Annotated in this window: 18 protein-coding genes and 2 pseudogenes; 14 read left to right on the top strand and 6 right to left on the bottom strand. The window is 64.5% G+C overall.

Annotation, left to right across the window (positions count from 1 at the left end; all coding sequences use genetic code 11):
• Positions 1-78: 78 nt before the first annotated feature.
• The 3 genes and pseudogenes from LCM15_RS18035 to LCM15_RS18025 form a co-directional block, all read right to left on the bottom strand.
• Complete coding sequence (locus LCM15_RS18035; protein ID WP_224858869.1) at positions 79-1,182, bottom strand: C4-dicarboxylate TRAP transporter substrate-binding protein; 1,104 nt, start codon at positions 1,180-1,182, stop codon at positions 79-81.
• Between the two features lie 48 nt (positions 1,183-1,230).
• Positions 1,231-1,713 (bottom strand): MarR family winged helix-turn-helix transcriptional regulator, encoded by a 483-nt coding sequence (locus LCM15_RS18030; protein ID WP_224858867.1) that lies wholly within the window; start codon positions 1,711-1,713, stop codon positions 1,231-1,233.
• An 874-nt stretch (positions 1,714-2,587) separates the two neighbouring features.
• Positions 2,588-2,716: pseudogene (locus tag LCM15_RS18025) on the bottom strand (IS5/IS1182 family transposase); the annotation flags it as partial.
• Here LCM15_RS18025 and LCM15_RS18020 point away from each other — a divergent pair.
• The 6 genes and pseudogenes from LCM15_RS18020 to LCM15_RS17995 all read left to right on the top strand — a co-directional run.
• Positions 2,717-2,884, top strand: a pseudogene (locus LCM15_RS18020) (transposase); the annotation flags it as partial.
• Between the two features lie 315 nt (positions 2,885-3,199).
• Positions 3,200-4,705 (top strand): alpha-N-arabinofuranosidase, encoded by a 1,506-nt coding sequence (locus LCM15_RS18015; protein ID WP_224858865.1) that lies wholly within the window; start codon positions 3,200-3,202, stop codon positions 4,703-4,705.
• A 3-nt stretch (positions 4,706-4,708) separates the two neighbouring features.
• On the top strand, positions 4,709-5,782 hold the full coding sequence (locus tag LCM15_RS18010; RefSeq protein WP_224858863.1) for an ABC transporter ATP-binding protein: 1,074 nt from the start codon (positions 4,709-4,711) through the stop codon (positions 5,780-5,782).
• A gap of 68 nt (positions 5,783-5,850) precedes the next feature.
• The gene (locus tag LCM15_RS18005; protein ID WP_224858861.1) at positions 5,851-7,137 is read left to right on the top strand and encodes an extracellular solute-binding protein; all 1,287 of its coding nucleotides are present in this window, start codon (positions 5,851-5,853) and stop codon (positions 7,135-7,137) included.
• A 79-nt stretch (positions 7,138-7,216) separates the two neighbouring features.
• A complete protein-coding gene (locus tag LCM15_RS18000; protein ID WP_224858859.1) occupies positions 7,217-8,104 on the top strand; it encodes a carbohydrate ABC transporter permease in 888 nt (295 codons plus the stop codon).
• On the top strand, positions 8,101-8,931 hold the full coding sequence (locus LCM15_RS17995) for a carbohydrate ABC transporter permease (RefSeq protein WP_224858857.1): 831 nt from the start codon (positions 8,101-8,103) through the stop codon (positions 8,929-8,931). The genes LCM15_RS18000 and LCM15_RS17995 overlap by 4 nt, the downstream gene beginning before the upstream one ends.
• A 168-nt stretch (positions 8,932-9,099) precedes the next feature.
• Here the strand turns inward: LCM15_RS17995 and LCM15_RS17990 are convergent, their stop codons facing one another.
• Together LCM15_RS17990 and LCM15_RS17985 are read right to left on the bottom strand one after the other, a co-directional pair.
• Positions 9,100-9,879 carry a FadR/GntR family transcriptional regulator gene (locus LCM15_RS17990; RefSeq protein WP_224858855.1) on the bottom strand — a complete coding sequence of 260 codons (780 nt, stop codon included), beginning with the start codon at positions 9,877-9,879 and terminating at the stop codon, positions 9,100-9,102.
• 266 nt (positions 9,880-10,145) lie between these two features.
• The gene (locus tag LCM15_RS17985; protein ID WP_224858853.1) at positions 10,146-11,162 is read right to left on the bottom strand and encodes a LysR family transcriptional regulator; all 1,017 of its coding nucleotides are present in this window, start codon (positions 11,160-11,162) and stop codon (positions 10,146-10,148) included.
• 63 nt (positions 11,163-11,225) lie between these two features.
• Here LCM15_RS17985 and LCM15_RS17980 point away from each other — a divergent pair, with 63 nt between their 5' ends.
• Genes LCM15_RS17980 through LCM15_RS17970 form a run of 3 tightly spaced genes read left to right on the top strand, consistent with a single transcriptional unit; the run spans position 11,226 to position 13,146 of the window.
• Entirely contained in the window at positions 11,226-11,948 is a 723-nt protein-coding gene (locus LCM15_RS17980) for an aminotransferase class IV (RefSeq protein WP_224858851.1), read from the top strand.
• Positions 11,949-11,974: 26 nt separating this feature from the next.
• Complete coding sequence (locus LCM15_RS17975) at positions 11,975-12,118, top strand: hypothetical protein (protein WP_224858849.1); 144 nt, start codon at positions 11,975-11,977, stop codon at positions 12,116-12,118.
• Complete coding sequence (locus LCM15_RS17970; protein WP_224858847.1) at positions 12,115-13,146, top strand: P1 family peptidase; 1,032 nt, start codon at positions 12,115-12,117, stop codon at positions 13,144-13,146. The genes LCM15_RS17975 and LCM15_RS17970 overlap by 4 nt, the downstream gene beginning before the upstream one ends.
• A gap of 85 nt (positions 13,147-13,231) precedes the next feature.
• Here the strand turns inward: LCM15_RS17970 and LCM15_RS17965 are convergent, their stop codons facing one another.
• Positions 13,232-14,269 carry a dipeptidase gene (locus tag LCM15_RS17965; RefSeq protein ID WP_224858845.1) on the bottom strand — a complete coding sequence of 346 codons (1,038 nt, stop codon included), beginning with the start codon at positions 14,267-14,269 and terminating at the stop codon, positions 13,232-13,234.
• Positions 14,270-14,540: 271 nt separating this feature from the next.
• Between LCM15_RS17965 and LCM15_RS17960 the strand changes: the two genes are divergently transcribed.
• The 5 genes from LCM15_RS17960 to LCM15_RS17940 are packed head-to-tail and all read left to right on the top strand — an operon-like array spanning position 14,541 to position 19,660.
• Positions 14,541-16,139 carry an ABC transporter substrate-binding protein gene (locus tag LCM15_RS17960; RefSeq protein ID WP_224858843.1) on the top strand — a complete coding sequence of 533 codons (1,599 nt, stop codon included), beginning with the start codon at positions 14,541-14,543 and terminating at the stop codon, positions 16,137-16,139.
• The gene (locus tag LCM15_RS17955) at positions 16,136-17,149 is read left to right on the top strand and encodes an ABC transporter permease (RefSeq protein ID WP_224858841.1); all 1,014 of its coding nucleotides are present in this window, start codon (positions 16,136-16,138) and stop codon (positions 17,147-17,149) included. Before LCM15_RS17960 ends, LCM15_RS17955 begins: the two co-directional genes overlap by 4 nt.
• Positions 17,150-17,159: 10 nt before the next feature.
• Positions 17,160-18,059, top strand: coding sequence for an ABC transporter permease (locus tag LCM15_RS17950; protein ID WP_224858839.1), 900 nt, complete (start codon positions 17,160-17,162; stop codon positions 18,057-18,059).
• Positions 18,060-18,068: 9 nt separating this feature from the next.
• Positions 18,069-18,911, top strand: coding sequence for an ABC transporter ATP-binding protein (locus LCM15_RS17945; RefSeq protein WP_224858837.1), 843 nt, complete (start codon positions 18,069-18,071; stop codon positions 18,909-18,911).
• Positions 18,908-19,660 carry an ABC transporter ATP-binding protein gene (locus LCM15_RS17940; protein WP_224858835.1) on the top strand — a complete coding sequence of 251 codons (753 nt, stop codon included), beginning with the start codon at positions 18,908-18,910 and terminating at the stop codon, positions 19,658-19,660. The genes LCM15_RS17945 and LCM15_RS17940 overlap by 4 nt, the downstream gene beginning before the upstream one ends.
• Positions 19,661-19,684: the final 24 nt, after the last annotated feature.

Genomic DNA, 19,684 nt, shown 5'->3' with positions numbered 1-19,684 from the left:
CTCTCCGACGGTATTGGGGGGTTTGGAGGCGGTGCGACGAGGGGCGCACCCCGCTCAGGGCGGGGCGCGCCGGCTGGGTCAGGACCCGTAGCTGCCGAGGTCGATCTTGGAGAAGATCTCTTCGTAGCGCAGCTCCGCGAGCTCTTCGTAGCTCATGTCGGTGGAGACCAGCCCTTCCCACTTCTCGATCAGGGCCTTGTAGCGGTCGATCTTGGCCTGCGCGTCCTCGACCCCACGCTCGGCAAGCACATCGGCGGCGGCGGCGAGGCGCTCTTCGTTATAGGTCTCCTTGGCGGCAATGAGGCTCTCGTCGGGGGCGATGAACTCGATGCCCTCGATTTCGCGGGCCTTCTCGGCATCCTCGAGGAAGCCGACGAGGCCCTTGGCGATGCCGTACTGGGTGGCGCGGGCCAGCGCCTGGCGATCCTCTTCCGACATCCGCATCCACAGCAGCGCGCTCACGCCGCCGGCGGCAGCGCCGTTGAACACGCCTTCCTCGATCTCGGTCACGTACCCGATCACGTCGCCAAGGCGGTTGGCGATGATCTCGTGGTTGGCGCTGAAGGTGCCTTCGATGACGCCCTGGCTCAGGCCCTCGAACAGCTCCGAGGAGGGCAGTTGGGTCGGCTCGCCGCCCATCGCCTCCACGAAGCCCGCATAGAGCGGCGCGCCGGTGCGCAGGCGCATCCCCTTCACATCCTCGAGGCTGCGCACCGGCTTGGTGGTCAGCAGGTTGTAGGGCGGGGTGGCATCGGTGCCGAGATAGACCTGGCCGTTCCGGGAAAACTCGGCCTGGCAGTCCTCGCAGGTCGCGATGTACTCGGTCACGGCAGACGAGATCACGTAGTTGTTGGACCCGAGGATCGACAGCTCCGACGGCAGCGCCGCGTCGGGGAATTCCGCCGGGAAGTAGGGCATCAGCAGCGTGCCCATCTCGGTAACGCCGTCGCGCAGGCCCGAGCTCATCTCGTTGGGGGCAACGAGACCCGAGGGCGTGTCCTGCAGATCCCACGCGCCGTCGGTGAACTCCTCGAGGCGGTTACCGATCTCGGGATACACCACGGTGGCCAGCACGTGTGCCGGGCCGAAGCCGCTGGTGGCGCGGATGGTGTCGGCGTGGGCCAGCGCGGTGCAGGCCATGAGGGCACCGGCGGTGGCCAGTGCGGTCAATCTGATGGTCATGTCTTCCTCCCTTGGAACCGCCCACTCCCATTGGGCGGCATGTCCGGCCTAGTCGGCCATTGAACTTTCGATGCGGTTGAGCAGCGTCAGAAGAAGCTGTTGCTCCTCGTCTTCCAACGCGGTCAGGCACGCGGCCTCGGCGGCGGCGATGGCCTCGACGGCCTTGTCGTGCAGGCGGCGTCCGCGCACCGTCGCCTTCAGCTCGAAGCGGCGGCGGTCGGACTTCATCTGCGTCCGGCTCACCAGCTCGCGGGTCTCGAGCTCATCGACCATGACGACGAGGTTGGAGCGCTCGATCTTCAGCAGCTCGGCCAGCGCCGACGGGCTGATGCCCGGGTTGCGCACGATGACCGACAGGCAGCTGAAGGTCGGAATGCGCAGGTCGAACTCGGCGGCAGCCTGCCGCGCGGCGGCGTGCAGCACGAGATAGGCGCGCTTGACGTTGTAGCCCATCAGCCCGCGCACCACGCCCTCGTCGACGTGATCCCTCGCTGCGGTCGTGTCGGGTTTGTCGAGCTCGCGGTGCGGCATGTCGAATCTCCTCTTGGCGCAAGGATGCGGAAAGATTTAGTTATCGTCAATAACTGTTATGCGTCATAACTACTTTCGAGACCTCGAGCGGGACCCATTCAGCTTGAGGTCGCGGCGGCAGATGGTCGTCGACTGCCAATCCCGACCGCCGCGGCGCCTGGAGGCCGTCCAGAGGGCTGCCCTGCATGATGGTCGGCGACTACGGCACTGGAAGGCCCTCGGGCGGAGCAGGTCCTCTCGGCGGCATCCCGTCCTGCAAAGCGCTCACGGCAGGTTCCCGCTTGATGCTGAAATGATGGCCGGTGACGATAGCTGCGCGCGCCGTGGCGCGGAGCTTTGCGGTTTTGCCAGACGAGATTCTGCCCGGGGCTGATCTTTGAACGCTTGACCGAACGATCCGCACGCCACTGCGCGGCAGTGGCCCGACAGTCGAACTCTCCGCTGCGCGTCGACGAGTTGCGCCTGATCTCACCTGAGCTTGTGCTGGATGATCGGCCCAGCTTGCGCGATTGCCCGCACGGCGGGGCCCCGAGCACATTCGGGTGCTATTTCCTCGCGTTCCACGACCGAAAGGCTACGGTGCTTTCGCACAGGAGCCGATGGCGCAAGATGTGTAGGGGGATCCCGCCAGAACTCCGAAACCATCGAGTTCCCGCCGGAGCGGAAACCCCTGTGATCTCCTGCCAGAACCGGCATGAATGCTTACGCAGCCAGACTGGCGGTAGACCTGACGAGGATAAATGGCGTCGTGTCGAACGCTTCAACTTCCGTTTTCCTGCCATCAACAACACCTCCAATAGCGGGGCCTTGCGACGACCAGTTGAGTCCGCGCAATAGTGTTCGGTGGGCTATTATGCTCTGGACTCATTGAGTTTCACAGCCAGTAGATGACGACTGCTGCGAGAGCGATGGCGGAGAAGAATGCCTTGGGGCACCTGTCGTATCGGGTTGCCACGCGGCGCCAGTCCCTGAGCCGACCGAACATGATTTCGATACGGTTAGCTTCGCCGCAATGTGCGGGCTCGGTCCGGTACCGGCGTCGTCAGGGAAGACCGTGCCGCACGGGCTGAACAGGGGTGGTCACCGACCCGCGAACAGCGTGATCCATATTGTTGCCATCAGCGGACCGAGGCTGGATCAGCGAACGCAGGACGACGTTGCCCGCCAAATCGGGGGCGTGTGGCAGGTCAGCTTTGCTCACGTGCGCCGTTCACTCTGGTCCTTTGACGAACGGTGACAGGACGGTCTGAAACCCCGCTCCGGGCGGACCGAGTTGCTTGGCTGAAACCGCTTGACGGAGACGCGCCCGCTGCCGGCGCCAGAGCCAGACTTCCACGCTGGAGCATGGTTTTGTAACTCGCCTGGTGCTGAATTCCGACAGCGTTTTCCAGATCTTGATAGATCCTTTCCGCAGAGTTGGTTGATCCGCTGTTGACAGGTCTCCGATCAGGTTGTCTTTTGTAGTACAAATTAGGAGGAGAGTCGGATGCGGGTCACTGCTGCCATCCATCGCGCGTTTGAAATCGCACAGATCGACGACAGGCTTTACGCGGCATTCATCGAACACATGGGGCGCGCCATTTATTCCGGGATCTACGAGCCGGGCCACCCGGAGGCCGACGGTCACGGCTTCCGCCGGGACGTGGCGCAGATGGTGCGGGACCTGAAGATCCCCGCCATCCGTTACCCGGGCGGCAACTTCGTCTCGGCCTACAACTGGGAGGACGGCATCGGGCCGAAGGAGGATCGCCCGGTTCGTCTCGACCTGGCCTGGCGCAGCAAGGAGAGCAACCAGGTCGGCATCAACGAGTTCGCCATCTGGGCCGAGGACCTGGGCATCGACATGATGCTGGCGGTCAACCTGGGCTCGCGCGGCATCTCGGATGCCCGCAACTTCATGGAATACGTCAACCACCCCTCGGGCACCCACTGGTCCGACCTGCGCCGCAGTCACGGTGTCGAAAAGCCCTACGGCGTTAAGATGTGGTGCCTTGGCAACGAGATGGACGGCCCCTGGCAGATCGGCCACAAGGAAGCCAAGGAATACGGCCGCCTCGCCGACGAGACCGCCAAGGCGCTGCGCCAGCTCACCCCCGGCGCCGAGATGATCGTCTGCGGCTCGTCGAACGACGAGATGCCCACCTATCCCGACTGGGAGCGCGGCGTGCTGGAGGAGTGCTACGAGAACGTCGATTACATCTCGCTGCACAAGTATTTCGGAAACTCGAGCAACGACACGCTGAACTTCTTCGGCAAGGTCGAGGAAACCGGGCGCTACATCCAGTCCATCGCCGGGGTGATCGATTTCGTGAAGGCCAAGAAGCGGGCGAAGAACGACGTCCACATCTGCTTCGACGAGTGGAACGTCTGGTACCACAAGCGCCAGCAGGACTCCGAGAACTGGAAGAGCTGGGACTGGCCCGAGGCCCCGGCGCTGCTGGAAGAGGACTACAACTTCGAGGACGCGCTCTTCGTCGCCTGCCTGCTCAACGAGTTCATCCGCCGCTCGGACCGGGTGAAGATCGCCTGCATCGCGCAGCTGGTGAACGTCATCGCGCCGATCCGCGCCGACAGGGGCGGCAAGGCCTGGCGGCAGTCGATCTACTGGCCCTACCAGCTTGCCTCGCTCTACGGGCGCGGCACGGCGCTGCGGGTCTCGGTGGACGGGCCGACCTACGACTGTGCGGTGGCCGATGACGTGCAATATCTCGATGTGGCGGCGACCCATGACGCGGCGGGCGGCACGGTGACGCTGTTCATCGTCAACCGGCACCTGACCGAAGCCGCAGAGCTGCGGCTGGCGCTGACCGGCTTCGAGGGCGCCTCGGTGCTGGGCCATCAGGTGATGGAAGGCCACGACCTGCGCGCCACCAACGGCCCGGATACGGAGGCCATTGCCCCGGCTGAGGGAAGCGGCCTTGCGGTCGAGGACGGCACGCTCGGCGGCTCGGTCGCGCCGCTGTCCTACCACGTCGTCCGGCTCAAGGTGTAAGCCATGTCGGGCGTGACGCTGACGAACGTGAAGAAGTCCTTCGGGGCGCATGACGTGATCAAGGATGTGACGCTGGAGGTTCCGAAGGGCGAGTTCGGGGTCTTCGTCGGCCCTTCGGGCTGTGGCAAGTCCACCTTGCTGCGGATGATCGCGGGGCTGGAGGAAAGCAGCGGTGGCCGGATCGAGATCGGCGGGCGGGATGTCACCCGTGTCGAGCCCGCCAAGCGCGGCGTCGCCATGGTGTTCCAGTCCTACGCGCTTTACCCGCACCTGAGCGTGGCCGAGAACATGGGCTTCTCGCTGCGGCTCGCCCGCGCACCGCGCCACGAGCGCGAGGAGAAGGTGCGCGAGGCGGCGCGGATCCTGCAGCTGACCGATCATCTCGACAAGAAGCCCTCGGCGCTTTCGGGCGGACAGCGCCAGCGCGTTGCCATCGGCCGCGCCATCGTGCGCCAGCCCGAGGTGTTCCTGTTCGACGAGCCGCTGTCCAACCTCGACGCTGAGCTGCGGGTGCAGATGCGGCTCGAGCTGACGCGGCTGCACCGGCAGATCGGCGCGACGATGATCTACGTCACACACGATCAGGTCGAGGCGATGACCCTGGCCGACGACATCTTCGTGCTGAAGGGCGGCCACGTGATGCAGGCCGGGCGCCCGCTGCATCTCTACGACGATCCGGACAATCGCTTCGTCGCGGGGTTCATCGGCTCTCCCGCGATGAATTTCGTCGACGCCGTGGTCACTGGCAGCGACGCGGGCACGATCACCGCGGAGGCCGAGGACGGCGTTCTGCGTGCGGTGCTGCGCGGGCCGAAACCGGCCGAGGGCAGCCGCGTCGTGCTGGGCGTGCGCCCCGAGCATCTGGTGCCGACCGAGACCGGCGGCCTGCCGGTGACGGTCGATGTGGCCGAGGAGCTGGGCGGCAATTCCTACCTGCACACCCGCTCGGCCTCGGGCGCCGACATCGTCTTCGAACGGCGCGGCAGCCGCGACCGGCTCGAGGGCCAGCGGCTCAATATCGGTGCCGAGCCGGACAAGGTTTTCGCCTTCACGCCCGAGGGCGCGAGGCTTCGCTAAGGTCTGCTGGAGGGCGGACCGACACGGGACGGGGCGCCTTTCGCCCCACGGTCAAGGAGGAGGACCGAATGAAACTGAAGACATTGGCACAGGTCTCTGTAATCGCGGCGCTTGCCGGCATCGGCATGCCCGCCTTTGCGCAGCAGACCGTCACGTGGTGGGATTTCTTCTCCGGCGGCGACGGCGTGCGCATGAAGGCGCTCATCGATCAGTTCAACGAGGAACACCCCGACGTGCAGATCGAGGGCACCACGCTGGAATGGGGCGTGCCCTTCTACACCAAGGTGCGCACGTCCGCCGCGGTGGGCCGCGGGCCGGATATCATGTCCTATCACCTGTCGCGCTTGCCTCTCGGTCTCAGCGAAGGCGTGCTGACCCCGATCACCGATGCTGATCTCGAGGTTGCGGGCCTCAGCGAGGGCGACTTCTTCGCCAGCGCGTTCGACGCGGCCAAGGGCGCGGACGGGTCGCTCTACGCGGTGCCCTTCGATATCCATTCGATCGTGCTCTACTACAACAAGTCCTACCTCGAGGGGACGCGCTTCCTCGACGAGGAGGGCCAGCTGACCGGCATCGAGAGCCTTGCCGACTTCGAGGAGGCGCTGCAGGCCGCGGCCGACAACGGCTCGGAGGTTCCGGTGACCTATGCCACGGGCGACGATGGTGGCACCTACCGCGTGTTCTACACGCTGCTCTCTCAGCAGGGCGGCACCCTGATTTCGGACGAGGGCGAAGTGCTGCCCGGCGACAGCGCCGACAAGGCGGTCAAGGCGCTCGAGATCATGACCAACTGGCACGAACAGGGCTGGCAGCCCGAGCAGGCGCTCTACGAGGCCTCGGTTGCGCTCTTCAGCTCGGGCAAGTCGGCATTCCAGCTCAACGGCGTCTGGGAAGTGCCGACGATGAAGGACCTCGAGAAGAACGGCGACCTCGGCTTCGAATGGGGCGCGGTGGAGATTCCCAAGCTGATGGACACCCGGACGACCTGGGCCGACAGCCACGCCTGGGCGATCCCGGTGCAGGGCGACGAGGAGATGGACCCCGCCAAGCGCGAGGCGGTCATGCAGGTGATCGGCTGGATGGAAAAGCACGCGATCCAATGGGCCGACGCGGGCCATATCCCGGCCTACAAGCCGGTGGCCGAGAGCGAAGAGTTCGAGAGCATGGAGCCGAACGCGACCTACTCGTCGCTGGCCGATGGCGCGACCTACGATCCGCGCAGCGAAGTCGCCGGCGTGGCCTCGCCCGCCTATGACGCGGCGCAGAACATCATCTCGCCGGCGATGCACGGCTACCTGTCGCCTGCCGATGCGATCGAGCAGGTGAAATCCGAGCTGGAAAGCAAGATGAACTGAGGCGCGTCCCGCGTCCTCGTTCCCGCGCGCCGGCACGCGCGCGGGGGCCGAATACCCCCCTGCGAGGAGACTTGACGACATGGCCATGATCCGGAACCGGTCACGGCACAGGCTGGTGGCCTATTCGCTGATCCTGCCCTTCGTGGCGATCTTCGCGCTGGTCTTCGCCTACCCGGTGATCGAGGTGGTCCGCATGAGCTTCACCGACGCGCCGCTCATCGGCGGCGGCGAATGGGTGGGCTTCGACAACTACACGCGGCTGCTCTCCGACAAGCTGTTCTACACGTCGCTGGTCAACAACGGCTATTTCGTTCTGCTGACGGTGATCCCGACGACGGTGATCGCGCTGGTCATCGCGCTCGCGGTGAACCGTCTGTCGGGGCGGATGCAGGCACTGGCGCTGGTGATGTTCTTCATGCCCTACGTGCTGCCGGTCTCGGTGGTGACGCAGATCTGGGCGTGGATGCTCGACTTCCAGTTCGGCATCTTGCAGCCGGTCATAGAGTTCTTCACCGGCAAGCCGGTGCCGGTCTTCAAGAACCCCTTCTGGGTCATGCCCGCCGTGGCGGTGGTGACGATCTGGTGGACCAACGGCTTCAACGTGCTGCTGTTCCTCGCCGGTCTGCGCAACATCCCCGAAGAGCTCTACGAGGCCGCAAAGCTCGACGGTGCGACCCGCAGGCAGCTGTTCCTGCGGGTGACATGGCCGCTGCTGTGGCCGGTGACCGCGCTGGTTCTGACGCTGCAGCTGATCCTGCAACTGAAGATCTTCGATCAGGTCTACCTGCTCTCCGAAGGCGGGCCGTTCAATTCCAGCTACGTGCTGCTGTTGATGGTCTACCGCGAGGCTTTCCAGCTCAACAACGGCGGCTATGCCGCGGCGATCTCGCTCGTGCTGTTCCTGATCATCGTGGTGATCTCGGTGCTGCAATTCCAGATCCTGCGCATCGGGGGGAAAGACAAATGACCCGGCAGAGACGTTTCGAGAACCTCGCGCTGACCGCGATCACGCTGCTCGCGGGGCTGATCTGGATTTTCCCGCTCTACTGGGCCTTCGTCACCTCGATCCGCTCGGAAAACCGGGTGGTGTCCGAGGCGGCGAGGCTCCTCCCGGACGAACTCAATCTCTCGTCCTATGTAGATGCGCTGTTCAACACCTCGCTGATCGACTGGTACATCAACTCCATCGGCACCTCGGTCATCATCACCGCGGTGGTGCTGCTGACCGGCATGATGTGCGCCTATGCGCTCAGCCAGATGCAGTTCCCCGGACGTCGCCTGCTCTACGGCATCGTGTTGGCCAGCTTCATGGTTCCGGCGCAGGCGCTGGTGGTGCCGCAGTTCGTGCTGATGAACGATCTCGACCTGATCAACCGCTGGGGCGGGATCATCCTGCCGCAGCTGGTCGTGCCGGTGGTCATCATCGTCTACAAGCAGTTCTTCGACGCGGTCCCGAAGGAGATGAAGGAGGCCGTGGTACTGGATGGCGGCGGCGATTACACGCTGCTCTTCAAGGTCTACCTGCCGCTCAACTGGGGCATCACCACGGCGCTTGGCATCATCACCTTCATCATGAGCTGGAACGCCTTCCTCTGGCCGTTCCTGGTGGTCACGACCGAAGACATGATGACCATCCCGGTCGGCATCACGCAGGTGAACGACGCCTTCGGCGTGGCCTATGCGCGGATCATGTCGGTGGCGCTTCTGGCCGCCGCCCCGGTGGTCATCGCCTACCTGATCTTCCAGAAGCGGGTGACAGAGGCAGTGATGATCTCGTCGGGCGTGAAGGGATGACGCCGGAGTATCCTCCCGGGCACTCTGGTTCCCGGTTTTGGCCCCCGCCGTGATCGGTGGGGGGCTTTTTCGGTGGGCGGGCGGTCCCGAGAGTGACGAGCGCACCGCCGCACTCCTTTGGCGCGCCTGATGTAGGGGGTCCAAGGACGATTGGTGAAAAAGAGCGGCTCAGACTTTCAGCGTCGGCAGCCCGAGATCGAAGACCGTGGTGCCCTTGGAGTCCAGCAATGCCGTGTCCACCAGTTCGGTCATCAGGCGGCGTGCGCCCACCGGGTCGCGGTTCTCGATCCTTTCAAACACGGCAGCGTGTTCCTCGACAGGGTTTCGAGTGTGAGGGTTGGACATGTCGCGGTACCGAAACGCGGTGGTGTGGGCGACGGCAGCGGTGATCCCCGCGGCGAGCGACAGAAGAACCGGATTGTGAGAACTTATCAGGATGGCGCGGTGAAAATTGGCGTCGGCAGTGTGCCAGCTGTCCTCGGTGATGTCGCAATAGCGCATGGCATGCAGGGCGTCGCGGAAGAGTTGCAGATCCTCCTCAGTGCGGCGCTCGGCGGCGAAGGCGGCGGCGGGCGGCTCGATCATGGCCCGCATTTCGTAAAGTGCCCGAATATACCAGTCGGGCGGCGTGCCGCTCTTGAAGCTCCAGCGCACGACGTCGGGATCGAGAAGCGACCATTGCTCGTGCGGGGTGACCCGGGTTCCGCTGCGGGTGCGCGTCACCAGCATGCCCTTGCCCGCCAAGCGCCTCAGTGCCTCGCGGTAGGCGCCGCGCGAGATACCGGTCTGGGCGAGAAAATCCATCTCTTTCGGGATAGCCTCACCGGCGGCGAACACGCCGCTGACGATCTGGCACCCGAGCCAGTCAGCGATGGACTCGTTTTTGCGCTTTTCCGGCGCTGCCTGCCTGTCGAAGGCGAGCTCGGGAGCGTTCGATTTGTCCGACATATCCGGATTCTAGCCTGTGCCCACGCTGTGTCAATTCGCGTGGGGCCGAGGCGGCAAAGATATACAGATCGTTAGATGTGTTCGACCAAGCAGTCTCAGACTGAATGCTCTGTCCCCTAGAAACTGGAGCCTTTCAAGAAGCTCTCTTGACCGGGAGTGGCGCGTGACAGCATGCCGGCCTCGAAGTTCACGAGGGCGCAGAAGGCCGTCATCCTGATCCGAGTCATACCCCGCCACCGATATCAGACCAGGAGGTCGCGCGCGGGTCATCCCGTCTGGAAGATCCCAGTCCAGAGCTTCTCCACCAAACCGCGTTGTTCCGCGCGCAGGCGATAGAGGCGGATCTCGACGTCAAACGCCCAGTCCGATGATCCGGCCAGAACCAGCGCGCCGCGGTCCAGATCGTCGCGCACGAGTTGCTCGGGCAACCAGCATACGCCGCGTCCGTGGAGGGCAAGTTCGCGAAGGCCCGAGCAGATGGCAGAGCGATGCACCGTTTTGAGGTTGAGGCCGGGGTGGTCGTAGAAGACCCGCTGCAACACCGTTCCGAAAAACGAGGTCGTGCCGTAATCGAGATAGGGAACCTGCATCTGCGACGCCACCGCCAGATCCAGGATGCCCGCGCCGTTCTGGAGGGTCCCGCCCTCGAACTCCAGCTCGGGGGCGGCAACAGGCAGCACCCGGTCCTGTCCCATCACCTGCCAGCTGAAAAGATCGGGGTCGAGCAGCAGCGGCACGAAGGGATGCGCATAGGTCAGGAAGAAATCCGCCTCCCCTTCGGCCAATGTGGCCAGGTTTGCCTCGATGCCGCCGTGGTCGGGGGCGACTTCGCTTCGGATCTGGGGCATCAGACGGCGCATATGGTCAAGGCAGTGGGGCAGGGCGGTCAGGGACAGCGTGTGCAGGGCTGCGATCCGGACGAAACTGTCAGCCTCTGCAGCATCGGGGTGCAGCATCTGGCGGGCGCCGTAAACCGTGCGGATCATCTCCTGCGCCATCGGCAGAAAGGCGCGCCCCTGAGGCGTGAGTTCGGAGGGCAGGATCGAGCGATTGACCAGAGTGACGTTCAGCCACGACTCGAGCTGCTTGATGCGGCGGGAGAAGGCCGATTGCGTCACGCTTCGCGCCTCTGCCGCACGTGAAAAGCTCGCGGTATGGGCCAGCATCACGAAATCTTCGAGCCACTTCAATTCCATGGGTCCGACCTTCCGTTCTGCGAGCTGCGCGGGGCATCGCTCCGGCAGGTTATGCATTTTTCGACTGATCCGCGCGAAAACCAGCATTGGCCGCTCGTCGGGGCGGTCTCTATGCTTGAAGCCGGCAATTCTCAAGGACATGCAGGCATCATGCGGATCATCTATGTAAACGGGGCCTACTTGGCCGAAGACTCGGCCCGGGTTCCTGTCATGGACAGGGGCTTTCTGTTCGGTGACGCGATCTATGAAGTGACCGCGATGCTCGATGGACGGCTCATCGACAACGATCTGCACCTGGCGCGGCTTGAACGGTCGCTCAAGGAGCTGGGCATCGCGCAGCCGTGGTCGCGCGCGCAGATCCGGGAGGTTCAGCACGAGCTGGCACGGCGCAATGACATGCACGACGGCACGATCTACATCCAGATCTCACGCGGGACGGCCGAGCGCAGCTTTACCTTCGCCTCCGACATGGTTCCCAATATCGTCGCCTTCACGCAGCCCAAGGTGCTGCACGGGACCGCGGCCCAGAGGCAGGGCATCTCGGTCGATCTGATCGAGGACCCGCGCTGGTCGCGCCGCGATATCAAGACCGTGCAGCTTCTGGGGCAGGCCCTGGCGAAACAGGCCGCCCAGGCCCGCGGGTTCGGGGATGTCTGGATGCACGAGGATGGCGTCATTACCGAAGGGGCCTCGAACACCGCCTTCATCGTCACGCAGGACAATGTCCTGCTGACACGTGCAAACAGCCACGCGACCCTGCCAGGCTGCACGAGGCTGGCCGTCGAGCGGCTGGTGGCCTCGCGGACCGGGCTGCGCTTCGAGGAGCGGGTTTCACCCCCGAAGAGGCCTGTTCGGCCGCCGAGGCCTTTCTGACCAGCGCCTCGAGCTTTGTCACCCCTGTGATCCGCATCGCCGACCGGGTGATCGGCAACGGCCAGCCGGGGCCAGTGACGCGCGACCTTCAGGCGCTCTACCTGCAGGCCGCGCGCGAAAGCGCGGAGTGCATCGATTGGGAGCGGTCGGTCTCGGAGGTCGAGGCATGAGCCGACGCGCCAGCGATTTCGGCCTGCGTCCGGGCATCCTGCGGCCAGGCCCGCGCAACATGATCACCGACGTGCCGGGGGTGAAGGTCGGGCAGGTCACGTTGCAGGGGAACGGCCTGAACACCGGAGTGACGGCCATCGTGCCGGCGCCGGGCAACCTGTTCACCGAGAAGCTCGTGGCCGGTGTCTCGGTGATCAATGGCTTCGGCAAGAGCGCGGGGCTGATGCAGCTTGCCGAGCTGGGCACCCTCGAGACGCCGGTGGTGCTCACCAACACCTTCGGTGTCGGCACCTGCGTCAATGCCCTGATCCGCCGCGCCATTTGTGAGACGCCCGAGATCGGACGGACGACCTCCACCGTCAACCCGGTCGTGGGTGAGTGTAATGACGGCGCCCTGTCGGACATCCAGGCGATGGCCGTGACCGAGGCGCATGTTCTGGATGCGCTCGATCAGGCGTCTGACTTCGTGGCGGAAGGCAGCGTGGGCGCCGGCACGGGGATGAGCTGTTTCGGCTTCAAGGGTGGCGTGGGCACGGCCTCGCGCCAGATCGAGGTGGAGGGACAGGTCTGCCATCTCGGAGCGCTGGTCGTCGCCAACTTCGGCCGGGCGGGCGACCTTGTTCTGCCCGACGGGCGGGTCGCCGATCCCAAGCGCCTCCCTGAGGCCGAGAAGGGGTCGATCATGGTGGTGCTGGCGACGGACGTGCCGCTGGACAGCAGGCAGGTGACCCGCGTCTGCCATCGGGGCGGGGCAGGGATCGCGCGGCTCGGGGCCTTCTGGGGCAATGGCTCCGGGGATATCGTGCTGGGCTTCACCACGGCGAACCGGATTGCCCATTCGCCCGACGCAGACTGTGCCCCCCTTCGGCGCCTTGGCGACCATCGGATTGATGACCTGTTCCGCGCCGCTACCGAAAGCACGCAGGACGCGATCCTGAACGCGCTCTGCATGGCGACGGCGGTGGACGGGCGTGACGGCGCAACCCGCCCGCTGCTCTCGGACTGGCTGGCGCGGGCCGGAGGATAGCGTCAAAGCCGCAGTTTCGGGACGGACGCGGCGACGACACGGGATTGGGCAGGGGCGGCGATCCGCGCCCCTGCCCGTGCATCGCCTAGGCGCCCCAGGTCTGTTCCAGGACCCGCAGCCAGTTGCCGTTGGTGATCTTCTCCAGATCGTGTCCCTCGTAGCCACCGGCTCTGAGCGCATCGATCAGCTTGGGCAGGTCGCGTGCATCGCGCAGGGCCTCGGGAATGCGCGTGCCGTCGAAATCCGACCCGAGGGCGACATGGTCGATGCCGATGCGGTCGACGATGTAGTCGACGTGGCGCACCAGCATCGACAGGTCCATCGCCAGATCGCGTTTGCCCTCGGGATGCAGGAACGACACGCCGAAGTTGATCCCGACCAGCCCGCCACTGTCGCGGATCGCGTCGAGCTGGCGATCGGTGACGTTGCGGCTGTGGCCGCAGATCGCGTGAACATTGGAATGCGACGCCACCAGTGGCGCATCCGACAGTTTCGCCACCTCCCAGAACCCGGCCTCGTTGAGGTGGGACAGGTCGATCATGATGCCCAGCTCGTTGCAGCTTCGCACAAGCGCCTTGCCATAGCTCGACAGGCCGGGCCCGATATCGGGCGAGGACGGGTAGCGGAACGGAACCCCGAAGGCAAAGATGTTGGGGCGCGACCAGACCGGCCCGAGCGTGCGCAGACCCATGTCATAGAGCGCGTAAAGCAGGTTCAGGTCTGCCGTGATCGCCTCTGCGCCTTCCAGGTGCATGACGCTTGCGAAGCTGCCATTCGCGAAGGCGGTGCGGATGTCCTGCGCGGTGCGGCAGATCTTGAGCGCGCCCTGCGACTCCCGCTCCGCGCGCGCCAGCAGCCCGGCCTGGGCCATGGTCACCTCCAGCGCCTCCGCGCGCGTGGGGGTGGGGAAGTTGCCATCGTCGTCCAGAACCCGCTCCGAGGGGACGTAAATCGCGCAGAGGCCGCCCCCCAGCCCGCCCGTGGCGGCGCGTGGGAGGTCGATATGCCCCTCGTCTTCGCCTGAAACGAAGCGCTGGACCGCGTCGCTGCGGCCCGACTTCCAAAGTCGCAAAAGCGCATCATTGTGACCGTCGAAGACGACCGGATTAGAATCTCTGGACATGAAATCTCCTGTGAGAGCAGGTTGGATGCCCCCGCCTAACGACCAAAAATTCATCAACGCAAGAGGAGGTTAAATTTGAGCAGCGCTAGGCGCCTCTGTAAGTATTTGAATTTAAATCGGTATGAAAAATTCGCAACGTGCTTGCCGAATTACACATTGGTTGCTTCAAAAATAAGCGTGCTATCGCGGCGCCAGAAACGGTGACGTGCCCTCCGGCAGGTCACAGACGGAAGGCGCCTCGACAGGGCCGATACCTAGCAGAGAGACCAAGATGATCACACGACGCAAGTTCCTCGCCACCGCAGCGGCTGTTCCGGCTGTCAGCTATCTCTCGCTGGCCCAAGCTTATGCCGACACGCCCAAGTCCCTTCTGGTGGTGGCCCAGCAGCTCGACAACATGACGACACTTGATCCGCATGTCAGCTTCGAGGCCGTCGGCTCGGAGATCATCGGCAACATGTACCAGCAACTGGTCAAACCGAATACCGAGGACCCCGATGTTGTGGATCCGGATGTTGCGGAAAGCTGGGAAGCCTCCGAGGACAACAAGACGTTCACCTTCAAGATCCGTGACGGCATCACGTTCTCGTCCGGCAACGAGCTGACCGCCGAGGATGCGGCGTGGTCGTTGCGCCGGACCGTCAAGCTCAACAAGTCCCCTGCCTTCATCATCACCCAGTTCGGCTTCACCCCCGAGAACGTCGACGAGTTGATCCAGGCGACGGACCCGCGCACGCTGGTCATCAAGACCGTCGAGCCGACCTCGATCGGCTTCCTGATCTACTGCCTCTCGGCCAATATCGGCTGCGTGGCAGACAAGCAGACCGTCATGGCCAACGAGGTCGATGGTGACATGGGGTCGGCCTGGCTCGACAAGAATTCGGCGGGTTCGGCCACGTTCATGCTCGACACCTGGCGCCCCTCGGACGTGGTCGTCATGACCGTCAATCCCAATGCCGGCTACGACGGCCCGATCGAGCGGGTCATGCTCCGCCACATCGTCGACCCGTCGTCGCAGATGCTCATGCTGACCAAGGGCGACATCGACATCGCACGCGACCTGACGGCCGAGCAGCTGCAGAGCATTGCTTCGAACGACTCGGTCAAACTTCTGCGCAAGCAGCAGGCTTCGATCATGCAGCTGTCGATGAACGTCTCCCACGAGAAGCTCTCCGACCCCAAGGTCTGGGAAGCCGTGAAATGGGCGATCGACTACGACGGGATCAAGCGCAACATCCTCGGCGACACCTACGAGGTGCATCAGTCCTTCGTGCCCAACGGTCTGCCGGGCGCGCTGAACGACACCATCTTCACTCAGGATATCGAAAAGGCCAAGGCGCTGCTGGCGGAAGCCGGTTACCCCGACGGGTTCGAGATCGAGATGGATCACTATTCGGCCCAGCCCTACCCCGATATCGCGCAGGCGCTGCAGGCCAACCTTGCCGAGATCGGCATCAAGGCCAAACTGATCTCGGGCGAGAACCGTCAGGTTCTGACCAAGATGCGGGCCCGTCAGCACCAGATGATCCTGTCCGCTTGGGGCACGGATTACTTCGACCCCAATGCCAATGCCGATCCGTATATCATCAACAAGGACAACAGTGATGACGCGGCAAGCAAGCCCTTCGTGTGGCGGTCGCACTTCCAGGACGAGGAGCTGATCGCGCTGGCCGAAGACGCCCGCGACGAAAGCGATCCCGAGGTCCGTATCCAGAAATACCTCGACCTTCAGAAGAAGTTCGTCCACGCGTCGCCCTTCGCGATCATGTTCCAGAAGACGGCAACGGTCGCCATGCGCACCAACGTCGATGGCGTCATCCTGGCCCCGCTGCCGAACAACAACTCCTACGAAGAGGTCACGAAGGCTTGAACCAACGAGCGAAATCCTTCGCCGCTACGCTCGGCAGCGTCCTCGTGACGCTGTTCGGGCTATCGGTGATCACCTTCATGATCGGTCGGGTGATGCCCGTCGACCCCGTTCTGGCGGCCGTAGGGGACAACGCACCGGCGGATGTCGTTGCGGCCGCCCGCGCGGCGATGGGCCTGGATGATCCGCTGGTCGTCCAGTACTGGTCTTATATCAGCAACGTGCTGCAGGGCGATCTGGGCCAATCCGTGCTGACCCGGAACCCGGTCGTCAGCGATATCGCGCATTACTTCCCCGCCACGCTTGAGATGGCAACGCTGGCCCTGATCCTCGCGACGCTGCTGGGGGTGCCCGCGGGGATCGTCGCGGCGGTGAAACGGGGCTCGCTGACCGACCAGATCATCCGCGTGGTCTGTATCGCGGGCCATTCCGTCCCTGTCTTTGTCCTGGCGCTGCTGGGACTACTGATCTTCTATGTCGGCCTTGACCTTGTGCCCGGTCCGGGACGTCAGGGCTTCATCTATGACGGGATGGTGCCGACGGTCACGGGAATCCTTCTGATCGACAGCTTGCTGGCGGGGGATATGGGGGCGTTCTGGGACGCGGCCCACCATCTGGCGCTGCCGGTGCTGATCCTGGCGTATTTCTCCATGGCCTACATCACCCGCATGACGCGGGCCTTCATGCTGGATGCGCTCAAGGGAGAATTCATCATCTCGGCGCGGGCCAAGGGGCTGTCCGGCTGGAAGGTCGTGATGGGCCATGCCTTTCCCAACGTGGCCGTGCAGTTGATCACCGTTCTGGCGTTGACCTATGCAGGTCTTCTGGAAGGCGCGGTCATCACCGAGACCGTCTTTGCCTGGCCGGGCCTGGGACAATACCTGACGACCGCGCTCATGAACGGCGACATGAACCCCGTCGTGGGCACCACGCTCGTCATCGGTGCGATCTATGTCGGACTGAACCTGCTGGCCGACATTCTCTACCGCGTGTTCGACCCACGCGTGAAATAAAGGCATCAACATGCTTGCAGACTTCCGAGCCTGGGCGCTCGACGATCTGGCGACCTCGCGGCGCCAGGCGGCCTGGGGCCGCCGCTATCGCATCTGGCTGGCCCTGAAGGCGAACCCGCTGGCGATGATCGGCATGATCATCATCGGGCTGTGCGTGATCCTGGCGCTTCTGGCGCCGCTCCTGGCCCCTCATGACCCGGCGATCCAGGACCTGGAGAACCGCCTGGCGCGCCCGACGGCCGAGCACCTTCTGGGCACCGACGAGCTGGGGCGCGATATCCTGTCCCGCCTTCTCTACGGGGGCCGTATCACCTTGGGCATCGTGGTGGCCGTGGTCATCATGGTCGCCCCCGTCGGCCTCGCGGTCGGAACGATTGCCGGCTATTTCGGTGGCTGGGTCGACAAGACGCTGATGCGGATTACGGACGTATTCCTGGCCTTCCCGCGTCTCATCCTCGCGCTGGCCTTCGTCGCCGCGCTCAGCCCCGGCGTGGAATCCGCCATCCTTGCAATCGCGCTGACCGCCTGGCCGCCCTATGCCCGCATCGCGCGGGCCGAGACCCTGACGGTGCGCAATTCCGAGTTCATCGAGGCCGTCGCCATGACCGGGGCGTCCTCCTGGCGGATCATCTTGCGCCACGTCGCTCCGCTCTGCGTTCCGTCTCTGGTCGTGCGGGTGACGCTCGACATGGCGTCGATCATCATCACCGCCGCAAGCCTGGGCTTCCTGGGCATGGGCGCACAGCCGCCCTCGCCGGAATGGGGCGCGATGATCGCAACCGCGAAGCGCTTCATCCTCGATCAATGGTGGGTCGCCCTGTCGCCCTGCATGGCCATTCTTCTGGTCTCGCTTGCGTTCAACTTCCTGGGCGACGGTCTGCGCGACGTGCTCGACCCGAAGCAGGACTGAGGGGTCTTCATGCTGGTAGATATCGAAAACCTGCGCATCGCCTTCGAAAGCAACGGCAAGCGTTTCGAGGCTGTGCGCGGCGTGTCCTTCAAGCTCGAGGCGCGCCAGAAACTGGGCATCGTGGGGGAATCCGGGTCGGGCAAGTCGATCACCGCGCGCGCGCTGATGCGGCTTCTGCCGCCTCAGGCGCAGGTCACCGCGGACCGGATGAGGTTCGACGGGATCGACATCCAGTCGCAGTCCGAACGCGAGATGCGAAAACTGCGCGGGGGGCGGGCCGGCTTCATCCTGCAGGATCCGAAGTATTCGCTGAACCCCGTGAAGACCATCGGCAACCAGATCGCCGAGGCCTGGCGTACCCACAACAAGGGCGGCAAGAAAGAGGCGCGCGAGGCCGCGCTCGACCTTCTTGAGCAGGTGATGATCCGTGACCCGAAGCGGGTGCTCGATGCCTATCCGCACGAGATTTCGGGCGGCATGGGTCAGCGCGCGATGATCGCCATGATGCTTGCGCCGAACCCCACGCTGCTGATCGCGGACGAGCCGACCTCTGCGCTGGATGCCTCGGTCGAGGCCGAGATCCTGCGTCTGATCGACGAGCTGGTCGACACCCGCAACATGGGGCTTTTGCTGATCAGTCACGATCTGCCGCTAGTCTCGCATTTCTGCGACAAGGTCAGCGTGATGTATATGGGCCAGGTCATGGAAGAGCTGGCGGCCGGTGAGCTGGCGCAGGCCAAGCATCCCTATACCCAGGGCCTGCTGAACTGTCTGCCGTCGCTCGATCACCCGCGCACGGATCTGCCGGTGCTGACCCGCGATCCCAGCTGGCTGGAGGAAAAGGCACAATGAGCGACAAGATGATCGACGTCCGCGACCTGCGGGTCTCCTTCGGGGCGAAGGAAGTCGTCAAGGGCGTCTCCCTCGCGGTGCAGCGCGGCGAGAGCTTCGGCGTGGTAGGGGAGTCGGGCTCGGGCAAGTCTACGGTGCTGCGCGCGCTGGCCGGGCTCAATCACCACTGGTCGGGCGAGATCGATTTCGACGGGGTGCCCGTCGGCGCCAAGCGGCCCCGCGCCTTCTTCCGCAAGGTGCAGATGGTTTTCCAGGATCCCTTCGGCAGCCTGCATCCGCGTCAGACGATCGACCGCATCTTGTCCGAGTTCCTTGCGGTTCACGGCATGGATGACATGGACGGACGGCTGAACCGGGCACTGGAGGCAGTGGCGCTGCCGCAATCGGTGCGCTTTCGCTTTCCGCACCAGCTCTCGGGCGGGCAGCGTCAGCGGGTCGCGATCGCACGCGCGCTGATCGCCGAACCCAAGGTGTTGCTGCTGGACGAGCCGACATCGGCGCTTGACGTGTCGGTGCAGGCCGAGGTGCTCAACCTGCTGGCCCACCTGCGCGAGAGCCGCGGGCTCACCTACGTCATGGTCAGCCACAACCTGTCGGTCGTGGCGCATCTTTGCAGCCGGCTTGGGGTGATGCAGCATGGCGAACTGGTCGAGCAGCTCAGTGTCGAGGATCTGCGCGCCCGCCGCGCCACCCATCCGCACACGCGCGAGCTGGTCGAACTGAGCCGATCGCTCGAAACCCCCGTCTAAGGCGGCACGAAGGACGGCGTAGCG

It is taken from the genome of Salipiger bermudensis (assembly GCF_020171625.1).
In the GTDB taxonomy this organism is placed as follows: domain Bacteria; phylum Pseudomonadota; class Alphaproteobacteria; order Rhodobacterales; family Rhodobacteraceae; genus Salipiger; species Salipiger bermudensis_B.
This window is presented reverse-complemented; position numbering and strand designations above follow the sequence as displayed.

What these genes read in the sequence shown, in the direction of transcription:
- LCM15_RS18035 (WP_224858869.1), bottom strand. Translation starts at nt 1,182, where the DNA reads ATGACCATCAGATTGACCGCACTGGCCACCGCCGGTGCCCTCATGGCC.
- LCM15_RS18030 (WP_224858867.1), bottom strand. Translation starts at nt 1,713, where the DNA reads ATGCCGCACCGCGAGCTCGACAAACCCGACACGACCGCAGCGAGGGAT.
- LCM15_RS18015 (WP_224858865.1), top strand. Translation starts at nt 3,200, where the DNA reads ATGCGGGTCACTGCTGCCATCCATCGCGCGTTTGAAATCGCACAGATC.
- LCM15_RS18010 (WP_224858863.1), top strand. Translation starts at nt 4,709, where the DNA reads ATGTCGGGCGTGACGCTGACGAACGTGAAGAAGTCCTTCGGGGCGCAT.
- LCM15_RS18005 (WP_224858861.1), top strand. Translation starts at nt 5,851, where the DNA reads ATGAAACTGAAGACATTGGCACAGGTCTCTGTAATCGCGGCGCTTGCC.
- LCM15_RS18000 (WP_224858859.1), top strand. Translation starts at nt 7,217, where the DNA reads ATGGCCATGATCCGGAACCGGTCACGGCACAGGCTGGTGGCCTATTCG.
- LCM15_RS17995 (WP_224858857.1), top strand. Translation starts at nt 8,101, where the DNA reads ATGACCCGGCAGAGACGTTTCGAGAACCTCGCGCTGACCGCGATCACG.
- LCM15_RS17990 (WP_224858855.1), bottom strand. Translation starts at nt 9,879, where the DNA reads ATGTCGGACAAATCGAACGCTCCCGAGCTCGCCTTCGACAGGCAGGCA.
- LCM15_RS17985 (WP_224858853.1), bottom strand. Translation starts at nt 11,162, where the DNA reads ATGCTGGTTTTCGCGCGGATCAGTCGAAAAATGCATAACCTGCCGGAG.
- LCM15_RS17980 (WP_224858851.1), top strand. Translation starts at nt 11,226, where the DNA reads ATGCGGATCATCTATGTAAACGGGGCCTACTTGGCCGAAGACTCGGCC.
- LCM15_RS17970 (WP_224858847.1), top strand. Translation starts at nt 12,115, where the DNA reads ATGAGCCGACGCGCCAGCGATTTCGGCCTGCGTCCGGGCATCCTGCGG.
- LCM15_RS17965 (WP_224858845.1), bottom strand. Translation starts at nt 14,269, where the DNA reads ATGTCCAGAGATTCTAATCCGGTCGTCTTCGACGGTCACAATGATGCG.
- LCM15_RS17960 (WP_224858843.1), top strand. Translation starts at nt 14,541, where the DNA reads ATGATCACACGACGCAAGTTCCTCGCCACCGCAGCGGCTGTTCCGGCT.
- LCM15_RS17950 (WP_224858839.1), top strand. Translation starts at nt 17,160, where the DNA reads ATGCTTGCAGACTTCCGAGCCTGGGCGCTCGACGATCTGGCGACCTCG.
- LCM15_RS17945 (WP_224858837.1), top strand. Translation starts at nt 18,069, where the DNA reads ATGCTGGTAGATATCGAAAACCTGCGCATCGCCTTCGAAAGCAACGGC.
- LCM15_RS17940 (WP_224858835.1), top strand. Translation starts at nt 18,908, where the DNA reads ATGAGCGACAAGATGATCGACGTCCGCGACCTGCGGGTCTCCTTCGGG.